The sequence below is a fragment of the Micromonospora sp. SL1-18 genome (genome assembly GCF_047921505.1).
In the GTDB taxonomy this organism is placed as follows: domain Bacteria; phylum Actinomycetota; class Actinomycetes; order Mycobacteriales; family Micromonosporaceae; genus Micromonospora.
Genome location: NZ_JBLROA010000064.1, coordinates 19,637 through 36,412, shown reverse-complemented (window position 1 = coordinate 36,412; position 16,776 = coordinate 19,637). Strand labels below are relative to the sequence as shown.

9 protein-coding genes are annotated in these 16,776 nt (G+C 67.7%); 4 read left to right on the top strand and 5 right to left on the bottom strand.

Annotation, left to right across the window (positions count from 1 at the left end):
- Nucleotides 1-230 precede the first annotated feature (230 nt).
- Nucleotides 231-1,247 carry a 3-keto-disaccharide hydrolase gene (locus tag ACNAW0_RS24530; protein WP_416290344.1) on the bottom strand — a complete coding sequence of 339 codons (1,017 nt, stop codon included), beginning with the start codon at nt 1,245-1,247 and terminating at the stop codon, nt 231-233.
- A gap of 416 nt (nt 1,248-1,663) precedes the next feature.
- Here ACNAW0_RS24530 and ACNAW0_RS24525 point away from each other — a divergent pair, with 416 nt between their 5' ends.
- Both ACNAW0_RS24525 and ACNAW0_RS24520 read left to right on the top strand, forming a co-directional pair.
- Nucleotides 1,664-2,041 (top strand): hypothetical protein, encoded by a 378-nt coding sequence (locus ACNAW0_RS24525; RefSeq protein ID WP_416290343.1) that lies wholly within the window; start codon nt 1,664-1,666, stop codon nt 2,039-2,041.
- Between the two features lie 210 nt (nt 2,042-2,251).
- Nucleotides 2,252-4,696: an NPCBM/NEW2 domain-containing protein gene (locus ACNAW0_RS24520; protein ID WP_416290342.1), complete on the top strand. Its 2,445-nt coding sequence runs from the start codon at nt 2,252-2,254 to the stop codon at nt 4,694-4,696.
- 441 nt (nt 4,697-5,137) lie between these two features.
- Here ACNAW0_RS24520 and ACNAW0_RS24515 read toward each other — a convergent pair whose 3' ends face one another.
- Nucleotides 5,138-6,103 carry an EamA family transporter gene (locus tag ACNAW0_RS24515; protein ID WP_416290341.1) on the bottom strand — a complete coding sequence of 322 codons (966 nt, stop codon included), beginning with the start codon at nt 6,101-6,103 and terminating at the stop codon, nt 5,138-5,140.
- 68 nt (nt 6,104-6,171) lie between these two features.
- On the opposite strand from ACNAW0_RS24515, the gene ACNAW0_RS24510 reads away from it, so the two are divergent.
- The gene (locus ACNAW0_RS24510; RefSeq protein WP_416290340.1) at nt 6,172-7,053 is read left to right on the top strand and encodes a LysR family transcriptional regulator; all 882 of its coding nucleotides are present in this window, start codon (nt 6,172-6,174) and stop codon (nt 7,051-7,053) included.
- Between the two features lie 250 nt (nt 7,054-7,303).
- Here ACNAW0_RS24510 and ACNAW0_RS24505 read toward each other — a convergent pair whose 3' ends face one another.
- The 3 genes from ACNAW0_RS24505 to ACNAW0_RS24495 form a co-directional block, all read right to left on the bottom strand.
- Entirely contained in the window at nt 7,304-12,253 is a 4,950-nt protein-coding gene (locus tag ACNAW0_RS24505; protein WP_416290339.1) for a phosphodiester glycosidase family protein, read from the bottom strand.
- A 501-nt stretch (nt 12,254-12,754) separates the two neighbouring features.
- Nucleotides 12,755-13,054 carry a hypothetical protein gene (locus ACNAW0_RS24500; RefSeq protein ID WP_416290338.1) on the bottom strand — a complete coding sequence of 100 codons (300 nt, stop codon included), beginning with the start codon at nt 13,052-13,054 and terminating at the stop codon, nt 12,755-12,757.
- 760 nt (nt 13,055-13,814) lie between these two features.
- Entirely contained in the window at nt 13,815-14,126 is a 312-nt protein-coding gene (locus ACNAW0_RS24495) for a hypothetical protein (RefSeq protein ID WP_416290337.1), read from the bottom strand.
- Between the two features lie 1,065 nt (nt 14,127-15,191).
- Between ACNAW0_RS24495 and ACNAW0_RS24490 the strand changes: the two genes are divergently transcribed.
- Nucleotides 15,192-16,709: an FAD-binding oxidoreductase gene (locus ACNAW0_RS24490; RefSeq protein ID WP_416290336.1), complete on the top strand. Its 1,518-nt coding sequence runs from the start codon at nt 15,192-15,194 to the stop codon at nt 16,707-16,709.
- The last annotated feature ends 67 nt before the right edge of the window (nt 16,710-16,776 follow it).

The window sequence follows — 16,776 nt, the reverse complement described above, 5'->3', positions numbered from 1 at the left end:
AGCGGCACGGCTGTACACCGACGCGGCCCACAAGGCCCCCAACCTCGCCGAGCGCGACCACCTGACGCGCCAGGCCGCCCGGCTCCACGCCCGCCGGTGTCGCTGACGGGTCGCGCTCGGGCTTGCCCGCAGCAGTTGGTCGGCCCCCTCCCGACGCGTGGCGCGGTGATCCGCCGGGCGGGATGGGCCGGGCGGATCACCGCAGCCACGAAGCCGGCAACCGGCCAGGATCAGCCGAGGTCCCGCACCCGTACGTTGCGGAAGGCGGTGACCGAGCCACCGTCGTGGTTCTGCAGGCCGATGTAGCCCTGCGCGTACTGCCGTCCGCTGGTGCCCGGGTCGGTCGGACGGCCCGGGAACGGCAAGCCGGGCACGTTGTCGAACTCGTTGATCACCACGCCGTTGCGGATCACGGTGTAGTGCTGGCCGACCACCCGGATCTCGAGGTCGTTCCAGACCCACTTGTCCCCCGGGCGGGCCTGGGCGAGGTTCAGGTCGGAAAAGCCGTACACGGATCCGGTCTTCCGCGGGTCGTTGCTGCCGACCTCCGGCGAGTCGTTGATCTGGATCTCGTGGCCGCAGTTCACGGCAACCCATGCCGGATCGGTCGTGTTGCACTGGGGGTTGGCGGCCGGATCGACGCCGGGGAACCGCACGAAGACGCCGCTGTTCGACCGCGCGTTCGCGTCTCCACCCCGCTCGTCGCGGAACTGCAGACGCAGGGAGAAGTTGCCGAACTGGGCGGCCTGGTACCAGAGCATGCCGAGCCCGCCGCCGGTGGGCGAGTTGGTCGTCACCATCGACCCGTCGCCGCGCAGGGCGAACCCGCGGCCGCCGACGTAGCCCCAGTTCGCGTACGACTCGGCCGTCCCGTCGAACAGATGGACATAGCTGGTCGTCTTCCCCACCTCGGAGTGCGCCGCGGCTTCGGTCAGCGCGGCGGCCTCCTTGGCGGTGATCACGTCGGCATCGACCAGATCCCGGGCGGCGTGCGCCACGTGTGCCACGAACCCACCGTGGTTGGCCCAGGCACTCTCGTCGTCGATCAGGTCGTTGATCGAACAGCCACTGTCGACAATCCGGTTCGCCACGCCGGTGTCATAGTCGAGGAAGCGGACGGTCGCCCGGCTGTCCTGCGCGACGCACGACGACTGCGATGCGGTGGCCGGCGCTGCCGCGAAACCCCCGCTCATGATCGCAGCGGCGAGGACCGCCGTACCCGCGAGGAAACGGTTCCTGCTACCCACGCTGAACCTCCTTGTCGTCTCACCGATGGAGGCGGCGCTGCCGGTTCTCGCTCGCCAACTCTCCGTCTGCATCGGCCTCTCGTTCCCCGCGAGGTCTTCCACGCCTCCCGGGGGCGCTACATGGCAAGTGCTCGCCCGAACCTAGATTCTTTCTATCAAGACATCAACAAGTCTCGCTGCGCCACGCGCAGGTTTTGCTCATGCAACGGAAAGCAGGGCCACAAGACGCTCGACCGCCGAGTCGGCGCAGCAGGCGATTCACCGGCCATGGAAGGAGACCCCGCCAGCACGGGTCCGGCCGGCGCGGCGGCCGGACCCGTGGACGGTAGGTATGAATGATCGTCTCCTTGACGGCGTTGCCGTGCACATCCTCGGCGGACGCGCCCGCAGCGACACGAAACTCTCGGCCGAATCGGGTGCCGTACCGTGGCGACGCCGTCCGCCACCGGCACCCGCTGCCAGGTCGCGCCGTCGTCGAAGGAGACCTCGACGGACAGTTCGCGGACACGAGCGGTGCTCGCCGTACCATCGGCCCGGATCGGAAGCGGGACGGCCTGGCCGGCCGGCAGCTGCCCGCGACCGTCGAGCCGCGGGTCGAACCGGACGGCGAGCAACGGCAGAATCGTGCTCTCCGCGACGTACCGCGACTCGAACGTCCACTCCGCCGCCACCTGGGTCGAGCGGTGTTCCAGCGCTGGTGCCAGATCCAACGCGCCGCCCGGTCCGAGCTGTGCGCGCTGGACCGGCCGCCGTACCTCACCCCCGAACGGCGCCGGCTCCTGCCCCACTGCTAATTCAGCGAGGGGACTGCGTCGTGGGGGTGGCGTGGCTGGCCGTCATCGATGTCGAAAATGTCGCCGCTCACGCAATCCGCCGAATCAGACATGTGCCCGCCACTGAAACCAACACACCCACCCAGATATTGACACTACTGAACAGCCCTAGTTACGGTGACCGATCGCAATCGCACATCGCTACCTGGTCATGGAAGACAGGAGACTGTCATGCGTGCACTCCCAGGACGGCTGCTAACCACCTTCGCCGCGTTGGTCGTCGCGGCAGCCGCCACCACGGTCACCGTCGCGGCCGAGAGCATCGCGCCGCGCCCGGCGTACGCCCTCGACGACGGGTTGGCCCTCACTCCGCCGATGGGCTTCAACAACTGGAACACCACGCACTGCAGCAACACGTTCAACGAGCAGATGGTCATGGGTATCGCCGACCTGTTCGTGGCCAAGGGGCTCAAGGACGCCGGCTACCAGTACGTCAACCTCGACGACTGCTGGGCCCTGCAGACCAGGGACCCGGCCACCCAGCGGCTGGTGCCGGATCCCGCCAGGTTCCCGCACGGCATCGAGTGGCTGGCGGACTACGTACACGGCAAGGGCCTCAAGTTCGGCATCTACACCAGCGCTGGCACCAAGACCTGCAACACGCTGGGCTTCCCGGGCGGGCTGGGTCACGAGGACACCGACGCGCAGACGTTCGCCGACTGGGGCGTGGACTACCTGAAGTACGACAACTGCAACAACCAGGGTGTGCCGGCGATCGAGCGGTACACCAAGATGCGCGACGCGCTGAAGAAGACCGGCCGGCCGATCGTCTTCAGCATCTGCGAATGGGGCCAGAACCAGCCCTGGCGGTGGGGCGCCGACATGGGCCACCTCTGGCGTACCACCGGTGACATCAGCGACAACTGGAGCTCGATGCTCTCGATCATGAAGAAGAACGCCCCGCTCGCCGAGTTCGCCGGGCCCGGGCACTGGAACGACCCGGACATGCTCGAGGTCGGCAACGGCGGGATGACCGATACCGAGTACCGGTCACATTTCAGCCTCTGGTCCATCATGGCCGCGCCGCTGCTGATCGGGGCGGACCTGCGCAACGCGAGCCAGGCGACATACGACATCCTGCTCAACCGCGACGTGATCGCGGTGAACCAGGACCGGTTGGGAGTGCAGGCCCGGGTACTGTCCAACAAGGATGGCCTCTGGACCTTTGCCAAGCCGCTGGCGAACGGCGACGTAGCTGTCGCGCTGTTCAACGAGAACCCGTACGGTGCGCGGATCGGCGTCACCGCGGCGGAACTCGGCCTGCCGCAACGGCAAGGCTACGTGCTACGTGATCTGTGGCAGCACACGAGCACCGAGTCGGCGGGGGAGGTCGCCGCTCACGTCCCGGCGCACGGCACCGTCATGTACCGCGTGAGCACCGACCCGGACTGGGGCACCTACCCGCCCACCACCAGCTTCGAGGCGAAGGCGAACGGCCCCGGGCAGGGGTCGGCCGGCCAGTACATCGTGCCCGGCCGGCCGGCCGAGGTGACCGCCGAGCTGACCAACCATGGCCGGCTCCCGGCGCAGCAGGCGGCAGTGCAGGTCACCGGGCCGACCTCCTACGAAGGGGTCTCGTACGAAGGTGAGGCGACCGGCAACACGCTGTCCGGCGGGGCCCGGCGCAGCTCGTGCTCAGGCTGCTCAGGCGGGGAGAAGGTGGGCTTCATCGGCAACGGCCCGAACAACTGGGTACGCGTCAACGGAGTCACCGCAACCGCTGCCGGCACCTACCGGCTGACCATCTACGCCGCGGTGAGCGGCACGCGATCGCTCTTCGTGAGCGTCAACGACGGCGCCAGCGTGGAGGTGCCGGTGACCGGGACCAGCTTCTCCAGTCCGGTGGCGGTCACGCTCGACGTGCCACTCGCCGCAGGCGCGAACACGATCCGGTTCTCCAACGACACCGCGTACGGGCCGGACCTCGACCGGATCGTGGTGAGCGGCACAGCAAACCTGGCTGACTGGACCGTCGCGCCGATCGCCCCACATACCGAACCCGTACTGCTCAGCGGCGCTAGCGCCGGCGGCACCTGGCAGGTGACCCCGCCCGCGGACGCCGCCCCCGGAACGTACGAGCTGGAGGTGAGCGGCTCCTACTACTCGCATGGGAAGCAGTACGGCATAGGCGGCCGGGTGCGGCTGGTTGTCTCTGCCACGCCGCCCCTCGCCACCGGTTTTCTCAGCGACGCGCGATGGCTGGAAGCCAACAACGGCTGGGGTCCGGTGGAACGCGACATGTCCAATGGGGAGCAAGCTGCCCGCGACGGCCGCACCATATCGATCGGTGGTGTGCAGTACGCCAAGGGCCTTGGCGTACACGCGCCGAGCGACATCCTGTACCTCGCCGCCGGCCGGTGCACGAGCCTGGTCGCCGACGTGGGCATCGACGACGAGAAGCGTGGCAGCAAGGCCGCCTCGGTCACCTTCGAAGTCTGGGCCGACTCGACGAAGGTCGCCGACAGCGGCGTGCTGACCTGGCAGGACCCGGCGAAGACGCTCACCGCCGACATCAGCGGCGCGTCCTTCGTCCGGCTCGTGGTCACCGAGGCCGGCGACGGCAACAACAGCGACCACGCGGACTGGGCAGCGGCCCGGGTGACCTGCGCTCCGTAAGATCTTCATAACACAACGGGATCTCTGGAGCGACCGCGCTGGCGACCGCATTGGTCAGGCGGGGTTAGCCGCATAGTTGTGCACAAGGGGTTGGGCTCGCTGCTCGATGGCGGGCCCAACCCGCGTCTTGTCGCGGACTCGTCGTGCACAGTTGGCTCGCCACTGCCGGCGGGGGCAGCCGGGGCCGCAGCTTCCCTCGACGACCAGGCGCAGCCGGCCGGGCCGCGCGGCCACGAGCCCGCGCGTCGTAGGGGGCGGACGTCGGCCGCGTCGGCGAGCTGGCGACGGTCGCGGGTTGCGGTTACTGCGCCCTCCGGCGGGGGCGCTCCGACTCCAGGATGGCCGGGCTCCGTTGGCGGGTCACGGCCCGTAGGCGGTTGCGGTGGGCCATCCCGCCTACGACGGACCCGGGCAAGCCGAGCAGACCGCCATCCGGGCTGTTCAGTCGCGGTTGCCGGCGTGGTCCTCCCGACCGGTCCGGGCACGAGTCGTCGCGCCGTGCCGTGCCTCGGCTGCCGAGGCGGCCTGGACGGCCAGGGCGTTGGTCACCACGACGATGGCGATGCCGAGCCACTCGTGCGGTTTCAGGACCTGGCCGAGGAGGACGAGGCCGGCGAGCGCGGCCAGTACCGGATGGAGGCTCATGAACACGCCGAAGAAGCGGGCCGGCACGGTACGCAGCGCGACCAGGTCGGCGGCGTAGGGCACTATCGAGCTGAGGATGCCCGCACCGATGGCGTAGAGGATCGCGGTGCCAGCCAGTCGTCCCTGCGCGAGCAGGGTGGCCGCGACCGGCAGGTAGAGCAGCGCAGACACCAGGGTTGCCGCCGCGGGTGCCTGCAACCCCGGCAGGCGGGTCCCGACGAGCCGGTTGAGCAGGATGTACGCCGCCCAACATCCGGCTGCGAGCAGGCCGAGCCCTACTCCGAGGTAGTCGCTGGCCGGGCCCGGTAGGACCAGGACGTACACGCCGACACAGGCGCCCGCCGCGCAGAGCAGGTCGAGCCGGGTTCGGGAGCCGGCCAGGGCGACGGCGAGCGGGCCGAGGAACTCCAGGGTGACGGCCAGGCCGAGCCCGATCCGGTCGATCGCGGTGTAGAGGCTGAGGTTCATCGTGGCGAAGACCAGCCCGAGCAGCAGGGTCGGCCACCATTGTGCCCAGGTGAATCGACGCAGGTTCGGGCGTACGGTCGGTAGCAGCACCGCCGCCGCGACGAACTGCCGCACGGCGACAACCCCGGCGGGCCCGAGGATGGCGAATGCGTGCGCCCCGAGGGCCGCCCCGACCTGGCTGCTCGCCGCGCTGCCGGTCATCGTGGCGATCCCGTGCAGCAGCGCCCCACGGCCTGCGCCGGCCGGTTGGCGGAGGCCCTGAGCAGTAACTTCACCTGCCGTCTTCACGGTCATGAAGGCAGTGTCGACCGCGTCGACTGATACGAGAAATGCACTAGCCGCCGAAGTTATACGCTTGGCGTATGGATGTGCAGCTGCGTCAGCTCCGTACGCTCGTCGCGGTGGTCGACGCCGGCACCTTCACCGACGCGGCGGCTGTCCTGGGGGTCTCCCAAGCGGCGGTCTCGCGTTCCGTCAGCGCCCTGGAGGCGATGCTCGGCGCTCGCCTGCTCCAGCGAACCACCCGCCACGTCTCGCTCACCCCTACCGGCACCCGCGTCGTCGCCGCCGCGCGCCGGGTGCTCGACGAGGTCGCCCACCTGCAAAGGATCGTCGAGGAATCCCGCACCGAGCTGCGCGTCGGCTACGCCTGGGCGGCGCTGGGCAAACACACCAGACGACTGCAGAAGACCTTCGCCGCCGCCCACCCCCAGGTGCCGCTGGTGTTCGTCCAGTCCAACACCCCGACCGCCGGGCTCAGCGAAGGCACCGCCGATGTCGCCGTAATCCGCCGACACCTGGACGATCCCCGCTTCGACACCGCACTGCTCGGCGTGGAGGCCCGCTACGCCGCCGTGGCCACCGACAACCCCCTGGCCCGACGACGATCAGTACGCACCGCCGACCTGGCCAGGTACACCGTCGCCATCGACAGCCGGACCGGCACCACCACAACCGCCCTGTTTCCGCCGGGCGCCGAGCCCACGACCATCCGCACCACCCACGGCGTCGACGAGTGGCTCACCCTCATCGCCGCCGGCCAGGCCGTCGGCATCACCTCCGAGGCCACCGCCAACCAGAACCCCAGACCCGGCGTGGCGTACCGCGCCGTCCGCGACGCCCAGCCGATACCGGTCTGGCTGGCCTGGTGGAAGGACGACCCACCCGCCCACCTCACCGAGCTCGTCAACCTGGCCTGCGAAACCTACCGGACGGTCCAACCCCGGCAGGGCCGCTCTGCGTAGTGGAGTGCGCCGCCGCCCTGGATGACACATCCAGTTCGCTCCAGCCGCGCCCGGATCGGGGGCAGCCGCACCGATTGTGAGGGCAACCAGCCCTGGCCCGGAGGCCTTCAGGGTGTTGCCATGCCTACGTCATCGGTCGTATGCCGCCGGGCTCGGACGCGCGGTGACGCGCGGTCCCAGCCCGGCGGCATACGACCCCCTGAGTGGCAGTGAGCTGCCGACGATCGGGGCAGCGGTGGCCAGCTGTCCCCTACTGCAGCCGCACCGTCACCGTGTGCACGGCCCCATCGCCCAGGTCGATCCGGACCCGGTAGTCGCCCGCGGCGAGCCCCTTCGTGCTCCAGTTGTACGCGTACAGGCCACTGGTCTCGGCCAGACGCATGAGGTTGGCATCGTTGCCCGACGCCGAGGTTGCCGGCGCCTCAGGACCCACCTGCCCATCGGTGACGGGTGCGATGAAGACGCGCGGGGCGGCGTCCAACACGGGCTTGCCGGCGGCATCGGTCAGGACGAACTTCACCGGGATCACCCGGCCGGCGTTGAACGGGACGCTTGTGTCGCTCAGCGGGCCCTCGAGTTCGCCGAGCACGTACTCGACCCGGTAGCTGATCGTCACTGTTGCCGTGTTTCCGGCCCGGTCGGTGGCGCAGAAGCGAACGGTGTGCAGTCCCGGCGTCGTGGTGTCGAGCTGTTCGCCACTGGCCACGTCCCCTCGGGACTCGGCGACCCCAGAGGTCGCGTCACCGGCGCTCCACGTCACCGCCACGGCCTGGTTCAGCTTCATTACCTGACCGTCGGTGATGCCGTTCACCGTGATGACCGGCGCCGTCCGATCCACGACGAACGCCACCGACGACTCCGATCGGTTCCCCGCCTTGTCAACCGCGACGACCTTGAGCTCGTATTCCCCGTCCGCCTCAATTGGGCGACCGTCGTAGGGGCGTCCGTTCAGCGTCACCGTGGTGGTGTCGGCGTGGGCATCGGTCACCTTCACCACCGGGGTCACCGCGTGGTTGTAGACCCCGTGGTCAGCGACACCGGACACGGTGATCACGGGCGCGTCGATGTCCTTGACGAGGCGGTACTCGTCGATGATCGACTCATCGGCCCGCTTCGCGGTCAGCGACAGCTTGCCTCCGGTGACCTCGACGGTGATGTACATGGCGAACTGGCCGTCGTCCATCACTGCGAAGGTGCCGTCATTCGCGGCCGAGTAGTGCTTGGGCCCGGTCGTCCCGGCCACCACGTACACGGTGCCGCCGTCGGTCTTCACGCCCGCCTTCAGCGGGTCGGTCCGGCCGTAGGCGTGGTCGTGCCCGGAGAAGACCAGGTCTATGCCCAGCTCGTCGGCCGCTCGCGGCAGGTCCTTGCGGAACAGGTCGGAGTCCTCCGGGTTGGTCGCGTACGGCGGCTGGTGGGTGACCACGACCTTCCACAGCTTGTCGGAGGCGGTCATGTCCTGCTTCAGCCAGTCCATCTCGGCCTTCAGCGTTGCCGCGTCGTCGGTCCATCCGATCACCGCGATGTGCATGTTCTGGTAGTCCATCGAGTAGGTGCCGTCCGGGTTTGCCTTTGACCCGTTGTTGGGCTGCCCGAAGATGCGTACGGCCTTGGACCCGTCGTCGCCCATGTACTCGTGGTTGCCCAGTACCCGGATCATGTCGGTGGACCCGATTTTCTCGTGGTCGCTGAGCAGGCCTGCGGTGGCGTCCATCTGGGCGAACTTGCCGGCGTCATCGGTGAAGTCACCCACGTGCATCGTGAAGTCCGGCAGCTTCGCCTGCCCCTCGATCGAGGTCAGGATCTTGTCGAACTGGGCCAGGCCGGCGCGGTCTGGCGACTGGGTGTCGCCGAACACGCTGAAGGTGAAGTCCGTTGCGTCGCTGGACGTGGTGAACTCGCGCACGCCCGACCAGCTGACGCCGTCGCCGACCCGGTACACATAGTGGGTCCCGGCGGCCAGCTTCGTGGCCGTGGCCGAGTTGGAGCGCACGACGCCGTTCTGGGCGATGTCCTCGTAGCCGGCGTAGGTCAGCTCCTTGGCGGTGCCGTCGAAGCTGGTGAACGCGGCCTCGCCGACGGCCTGGTAGGCGGCCTTCGTGGCCACCTGCAGCACGGCGGCGTCCCTGGAGGTCAGCGGGTTCGACATCCAGGTGATGGTCTTGGTGGTCGCCGGGTCGGCGCTCGCACCGGCCATGATGTTGCTCGGCGCCTGCTGCTTAAGGGGCGTGAACGACTGCGTGGTGATCGCGAACGACCTGCCCTGCTCGGTCTGGGCGAACAGGTCGTACTTCTTCACCGTGTCGGTCAGCTGCGCCGAGGTCAGAACGCCGTCAGCACCCGTGGTGCCCAGCTTGGTCGCCTTGCCAGCCACCAGCATCGTCACCGTAGCACCGGCGACCGGCTTGCCGGCGGCATCGGTCACGGTGACCGCCCCCGGCCGTCCGACCACGGTGCTGTTGACTGCCAGCTTCAGCGCTGCCACGACATCGACGGACGCTGGCCGCTCCGAAAAGGTGGGGGCGAACTTCGACGGCCTGTCGCTGGCGTAGCCGATTGTCGAGCCCGTGACTTCCCAGCCCAGCTTGGTCCCGGGTGCCACGCCGCCGGTCACCGACACGTTGATGGTCGCCAGCGTCGCGGGCCCAGCTGCGGCATTCGATTTCACCACATGCAGGGTGAGGACGCCGGTGGCAGCGTCATAGCCCCAGGTGCTGCCCGACGCCGACGCGGCGAAGTCGACCCCCGTCACCGGGAAGTCCTTGCCGATCCGGATCTTCGTGTCGACGCCGGTGACATCGGCGGCGTCGGTGGTGGTGAGGTTGAGCCGGTAGGTCCCGCCGAGGCTCGCGACGGCGTCCGGGGAGGACAGCCCGACCGAGGTGCCCGAACCCGTCTTCACCGTGAAGTACCCGGTCTTGAGGGTCTCGTTGCCGAAGTTGTCCTGGACGCTGGCGTCGACCCGGTGGATACCGTCGGCGAAGCTCAGGTGCGACAAGGCGACGGTGTTCAGGCCCTTGTTGAGCGCGTAGACGCCCTCGGCGTTGGTGTACTCGGTGCCATCGACCCACATCCGCACCCGGTCGTAGTTGATCCCGGTAGCGTACTTGTCGGTGGTGTCCTCGGCGAAGGACGTCGAGATCTCCACCTGCGGGCTCGTGAAGGTCTTGCCGTCGACGTTGAGGCCGTGCACGATCGGCGGGAACATGTCGTCAACGGACGCGCCGTAGGTGACCCGCACGTTGTCGATCGCCACGAACCCCTTTCGCAGCGGATTGCCGCCCGGCATCCCCGACTTCAGCGACATGATGCGGAACATCTGGTTGGGGAAGGTGGTGAACGGGCCGACCAGGCCGTCGGGGATCTCCGCCTCGACGTACTTCCAGCCCAGCCAGTCGATGCCCTCGGTCTGGCTGGTGAAGTTGATCGGCTGGAACTGGCCCTTGGCGTCGTAGATGTAGCAGCGCAGCCAGTAACCCTGGGCCTCGGGCGTCCCGTACACCCAGGCCCCGATCGCCTTCGGGCGGCCCGGGATGGGCTTGCTGGACGCGGGCCCGGCGTAGGCGCCGAGGGTGGCATTCAGCTGGCCCTTGGTGAAGTCGAAGTTCACCTGCAGCGCATGGTCGCCGAACCGGGTCAGGTCATCCGGGTAGGTGTTCCACTGCAGCTTGCTGACCTCACCCCGTCCTGCCGTGTCGGCCCTCCAGTCGCCGATGCCGTCCTCGAAGTCATACAGCACGACGGGCAGCTGGCCCAGCAACACGTGGACCGACGCCCGCACGTCGCTCCCGCTGAGAGTCGCGGTGACCTGGGTGTCGAAGCTGCCCGACGACACAGCGTGGAAGACATTCGCGTCATCCATCGTGCCCATCCCGTCAGGGATACCGCCCCAGGTGATGTCGCCGGACTTGAGGCGCACGTCACGGCCCTGGTAACGGGCGGTCAGCCCGAACGGCTTTACCGCCCCATAGTCGAGGCTGATCTCTTTCTGCCCGAAGGCGAGCGTGTCCGGCAGTGCCACCTCGACCCAGGCCGAGCCGACCTGCTTCCCGTTGTGGGACAGGACCGCCTGCGTCTGGCCCTGCTTGCCGGTCGAGGTGAACAGCCCGTTCGCGTCGATCGTGCCGAACGCGGGATCCACCAGGCTCCAGCTCAACCCAGATGCCGGCACGGGCGCCGAAGCACCGGTGGCGTCCTGCCCCTTGGCCGCGAACTGCACGGTCGAGTTCGGCGTGACGGTCATCCCGTTCGGGGCGACAGCGGCAGATGCGAACTCGTGGGTCATCGGCGCGGAGGAGACCAGCAGGAACCCGTTGGCGACCGGACGCTCCTCGCCGTCAGAGGGGCGGTTGACCACCTGGACGGTGTCGGTGCCCGGCGTCCTGGTGGTGAAGGTCGCGCTGCCGCCACTGTCGAGGTGGATCGCGTTGTAGGCACCCAGGGACAGCATGTAGTCGGCGAAGTCCGACATCGTCAGGCCGCGGCTGAAACCGGTCTGGCGGCCGTCGATCTCGGCGAAGAACATGGTGCCGTCGCGCCTGACGCCGATGCCGATACGCGGGTCGAGGTTGTTGGGGGCGCCCTTGGTGACGATCTGGTTCTCGTCGCGGACACCGTTCTTGATGACCTGCGCGTCACCGGACAGTGCCTGTTGCAGGTCGTTCTTGACCTGGTTGAACAGGGCGCGGTCGCCCATCAGGTAGCTGCCGTCCTTCTTCATGCCGAAGAAGAACCAGTTGGCGGCCATGTCGGCCTTGAGGACGGTGCCGTCCTTCACGACCACACCCAGCGGGAAGCCGTCAGACATGTTGTAGTAGTCGGCGTTGATCGCGGCGATGACCTGGTGGCCGGGACGCGTGGCCGCCGCGGCTTGCTTGCTCATCGGCTGCATGCCGTACCAAGGAGTGCCCTTCCCGTCGTTGGGCAGGCCCGCCTCGATGGTCAGCTCGGGGCGTTTCGGCATGTCGATGTCCAGGACGTGGGACTCCATCCGCTGACCGTCCCGGTCGTTGAAGATGTAGTCGCTCTGAACCACGCCTGGCGCGATCTGCTGGGTGTTCTGGTTGATCGGGGTCGCAGTGATCGGCGAGGTGGGGCTGAAGCCTCCCATTGCGGATGCTGACTGCGCATTGCCCACCAACAGGGCGGACGCCGCCACAACCACCAGGATCGCCCGACTTCTCTTCCGCAACAGCTTCATGCCTCTTTCACCCTTCGACCGGTTCCGCCACGACATGCCACGCCGGGAACGCGAGCAGCGGGTGAACAGTCCCGGATATCGAGTTCAACCCTGCGCGAATAGGACCGACGACGACTGCCGCGGGTGCGGCCTTGCCTCTTTTTTGGGCCGGGAACACTCTTGCCGAGAAGCATCCCAGAAAGGATGACAGCGTGTCCATCGACGGCTCGCGATCAAACCGACCGACGTCCACCAAGCCAAGGCCCGAGTGGCATGCCGCTCTCATCGGTCCAATGCTGCTGGTGGTGAGGCCCTGGACCCGGAAGGCGGAGGGCGGGCGCCCAGCGCAACCGGCGGGCTACTTCCGGCTCCGATGTCAGTGTCGGTTGTGGCCGGAGTTTGTCGGTGGGCGTCGGTCAAGCCGCCGCCGCTGATGTCAGGCGGGTTCGGCATACCAGCGGTAGTGCACCAACGGTTCGACAGCGAGCACGCTGGCCGCGGCTAGCACCGCGCAGGCTGCGGTCAACAACCGCCGCGGGCCACCGCGGCCAACAGCGGGCCCAGCAACTCCGCCAGCTGCTCGGCGATTCGCAACTCCTCGTTGAGCCGCTGCAGCTCGGTGTGCGTGCGCACCAGCAGCCGTTCAACCGCGGACTCATCGAGCACGCCATCGTGGTGCGGCAGCGATGCCGCAATCCGGGCTCCGCGCCAGTCACCAGCCGCACGCAGCGCTGAGACCACGTCGTCACGGCGCACCGGCAGCCTCGCCCCTGTGGCCGTATCAAAGCGGATGATCAGATCAGAGATCTCCACGACCGGCATCCGGGCACTGTAGCCCGTCAGGCGCGGCGGGCCAGAGGTCCAGAACGTCGCGCCTGAAACCCGGGACTGAGGAATTATGAGAGCAGGATGGGCGACGCGGCGAGCTGCGCCGATGGGCTTCTAGCAGCGGAAATGCCTCTCGACATCTCTCACCACTCCCCTGCCGCCGCGTCCATCGGCCTCCGGCGGACCAGGTGCGGAATCCCGACTGGCTGGTCGAGTGCCTCGGCTGGTCGGCCCGTCCGTCACCGTCCGGCGTTGTCTGCGCGAGCGGATGGCCCTGGCTGTACGAATGGCTGTACGGTCCCGGGCGTGGATTGGGGGACGCGGTGAGCTGGGTGGCCAACGTGATGCGGTCGGTGTACCCGCAGGACCGCTTCGGTTCCCTTGCCTGGCACAACCCCAACGCAGTGCAGCTCTTCGTGATGACCAAGAGCAGTGGTTCTTCCACGTCTGGATGATCCGCAACGGCCCTCTGCGGCAGTACGCCCCCTCATTGCCGGACGAGTTCGTGCCCGCTCGGGTGCCCGCTCGGGTGCCCCTCGGGGCATCGGCTACTGGCACCTGGCTGGCACACAGCCATCTGATCCATAGGAGCGTCCCGCATCCACCGTTACATCGAGTGGAACACGCCGAGGGTGACACCGTGCACGGCCAGCCGCTCCGCAACCTTCGGCAATCGGAGAAAAACCGCCCAATCAGAACTATGTCCACTAAGGATTCGTAACCAAATTCATGAGCCTGGCTTGGCGGCGGCAAATCATCGCGAAAACTTTTCCGCCTCTTTTATCGCCTCCTCGTACTCCTTGTTGGCTATAGCCAACTTCTCCTGAAGTTTGCGTATGGCATCTCGACGCGTCTCGACGGTTTTGCCGGGATTTACCTCGTTTAATAGGGCCCTCACTGAGGGTGTGTTCATCCCTGGGGTGTACGGTTTTTCGGGGTTCAGGAGATGCTCGACATAGTTAAGCGTCATCGAGATGGTCCTCGCCCTCTCGAGGGCTTGCAGTAGCCTGTTCTGCGCTTCCTGTTCCTCGGGGCTGAGATCTACTTCTTCTGAGTCTGAGTCCATGACCACTCACCCTTACCATGAGGACTATTCGCCGACCAAGGTGAACTCCCACCGGAGCGCGTAGCCGTTCGCGGAGTCGCCGCCCTGGCGCCGACATGCCATCGGATCTCGCGGGCAAGCCACGTCACGCCGGGCAGCCGTCCCCGCAGGAGTCGGGCCGGAGCGCGGTGCCGGGCTTTCGTCCGGACCATTTCTTCAGCCCGACCTTCCGAATCAGACGTGCAGCGCTCTCTGCCCTGATTCTCCATTGACTCATGGCCAACTGGGTCAGGACGAGTTGCGGGCACAGGCGGCGTGTTGATGAAGTGGAATCGACGCTGACCTCCCAGGTGATCAACCCGGCGGCGTCGGCGCGGGCCTGCAAAGGTCGCGTCCTCGTGCCGGACATGGGCCCGTACCTGCGGACGTGCCGGTGGTGAGATGCAGGCACCGGCCGTGTCCCCCTCCGTTACGGCCCGAAACGGGTGGCTGTTCACGTATTCGGATTCCCGGCGGCGCGGTGCAGGAACCAGGCCGCCTCGGGGCCGTCAGCGGCACGTGGTGGATCTCGTCGCGGGCCGCGGCGGGTAGCGCTGCACCAACGAACCCGCTCCTACCGCCCTTGATCGGCTGACCGCTGACCTGGCAGGACGCCGGCCCAGACGTACACCCACGGCGGGCCACGTCCAGGCGGCAGCCGTGCCCTGCAGGGCGGGTCAGGGAAGATCGAACGGCGAGGGCGGACCTTCTTTCGAGCACCCGCTGCCCGTTGGCGCGACTGCCGACCGCCGGGCCCCACGCTGAGCAAGGTCGGCTACACCGTCACCCTCAGCCCCATCGAGCTCACCCAGACCGCCGCCTGACACCCGCACACCCACTCCCGGTCGAGGCCACCGACCGCCGCCGGGTCGTCATTTTCGAACCGGCTACCCGCAAGAGGAAGGCCAGCATCACCCGACCGGGTTTCGAGAGTAAGTCTCAGATCGCCCAAGAAGTCACCCTTATTAACGCGGGTTTGCGCCAGCGGGCGGGCGAGAGCTCCCGTAGTCGAATTAGTGGCGTAACCCGATCGAAAGGACATGGACCATGAACGACCTTTCTCGTCGCGAACTACTCAAGGCGACGGCGGCTGTTGGCGCCGGCGCGGCCGTTGGCGCCGGCGCGGTCGCTTTCCCGGGCATTGCGGCCGGAGGCACTCCGGGCTTAGCGGCCGCAGGCTCGGGCCCGCCCTACAACGCGGAATGCCCGCCGGCGAAGCTAACCGGCCGCATCGTCCGTCCCCAGGACCCCGGCTACGCGAGTGCGAGCCTCGGCTGGGACGAACTCTTCGCTCACTATCCGCTGGTGATCGTCTTCGCCCAGGAGACCCAGGACGTGGTCAACGCCCTCGCGTGGGCGCGGCAGAACGACGTCGCGCTGCGGGTGCGGAGCGGCCGCCACAGCCTCGAGGGCTGGTCGAACGTAGACAACGGCCTCGTGATCGACGTCAGCGAGCTGAAGTCGGCCCATATCGACACTGCCACTCGCACCGCAACGGTCGGCGCCGGCCTCAACCAGTTGGAGGCGGTGACCACGCTCGGGAAGCAGGGTTTTGCGGTAACGACTGGGACGGAGGGAACCGTCGGCCTGTCCGGTGCGACCCTCGGCGGCGGCTTCGGCTTCCTCACCCGCTACCTCGGCATGGCCTGCGACAACCTGATAGGGGCGGAGATTGTCGTCCCGTGGGGCACCGACGGCGCCAGGGCGATCGAGGTAGACCTGAAGAACCACGCGGACCTGCTCTGGGCGCTCCGCGGAGCGGGTAACGGCAACTTCGGGATCGTCACCTCACTCACCTACAAGGTGACTCCACTGAAGAGCGTGGCCTACCTGCAAGCAACCTGGGAAGGCCTCAACGACCTGGAAGGGGTCTTCGACACATGGCAGCGTACGGCACCGTTCGCCGACAACCGCCTCGGAACCCAGGTCGAGATCCACAAACCCCAGATCCTGCTGTTCGGGGTTCTCGCGGACGGATCGGCGGCAGAGGCAAAGAAGCTGCTGGGCCCGGTCCTGTCGGTTGGCAATCCCACTGTCACGGTGCAGACCGGGGCCTGGGCTGACATATATGCCGGATTCCAGATTCCGACCGCGGATGATCCCGCGGACTGGAAGTTCTTCTCGCAGTTCATCAGCGAGCCGTTCCCGAAGAAGGCGATCAGCGTGATCCGCGCATTCATGGAAGACGCTCCCACGGATGAGAGCAACTTCTTCACTCAGGCCTTCGGCACGGGGGCTCAAACGCGCGAACCCCGCGGCGGCTCGGCGTTCCCGCATCGCAACGTGCTCTTCTATTCCGAGCCGGGCGCCGGCTGGGGCACTCGTGGGGTGTCAAACAGCGGCGACGCCATCACCCCGATTGCCCAGGCCTGGATCGCCGAGTTCAGCCAGGCACTGCGGCCCTACGTGAACGGCGCCTACGTCAACGTGCCGAACATCGGGATGGCGGATTGGGAAACCGCCTACTGGGGATCCAACTTCGACCAGCTGCGCAAGATCAAGGCGAAGTACGACCCCCAGAACATCTTCCAGTACGAGCAGAGCGTCCCGCCTGCCACATGCTGACCGGCATCGAGAGCTGAAACCCTTCGGGTGCGGCGCTGTGGTACCCCGCGCCCCGACAGGCGCAACG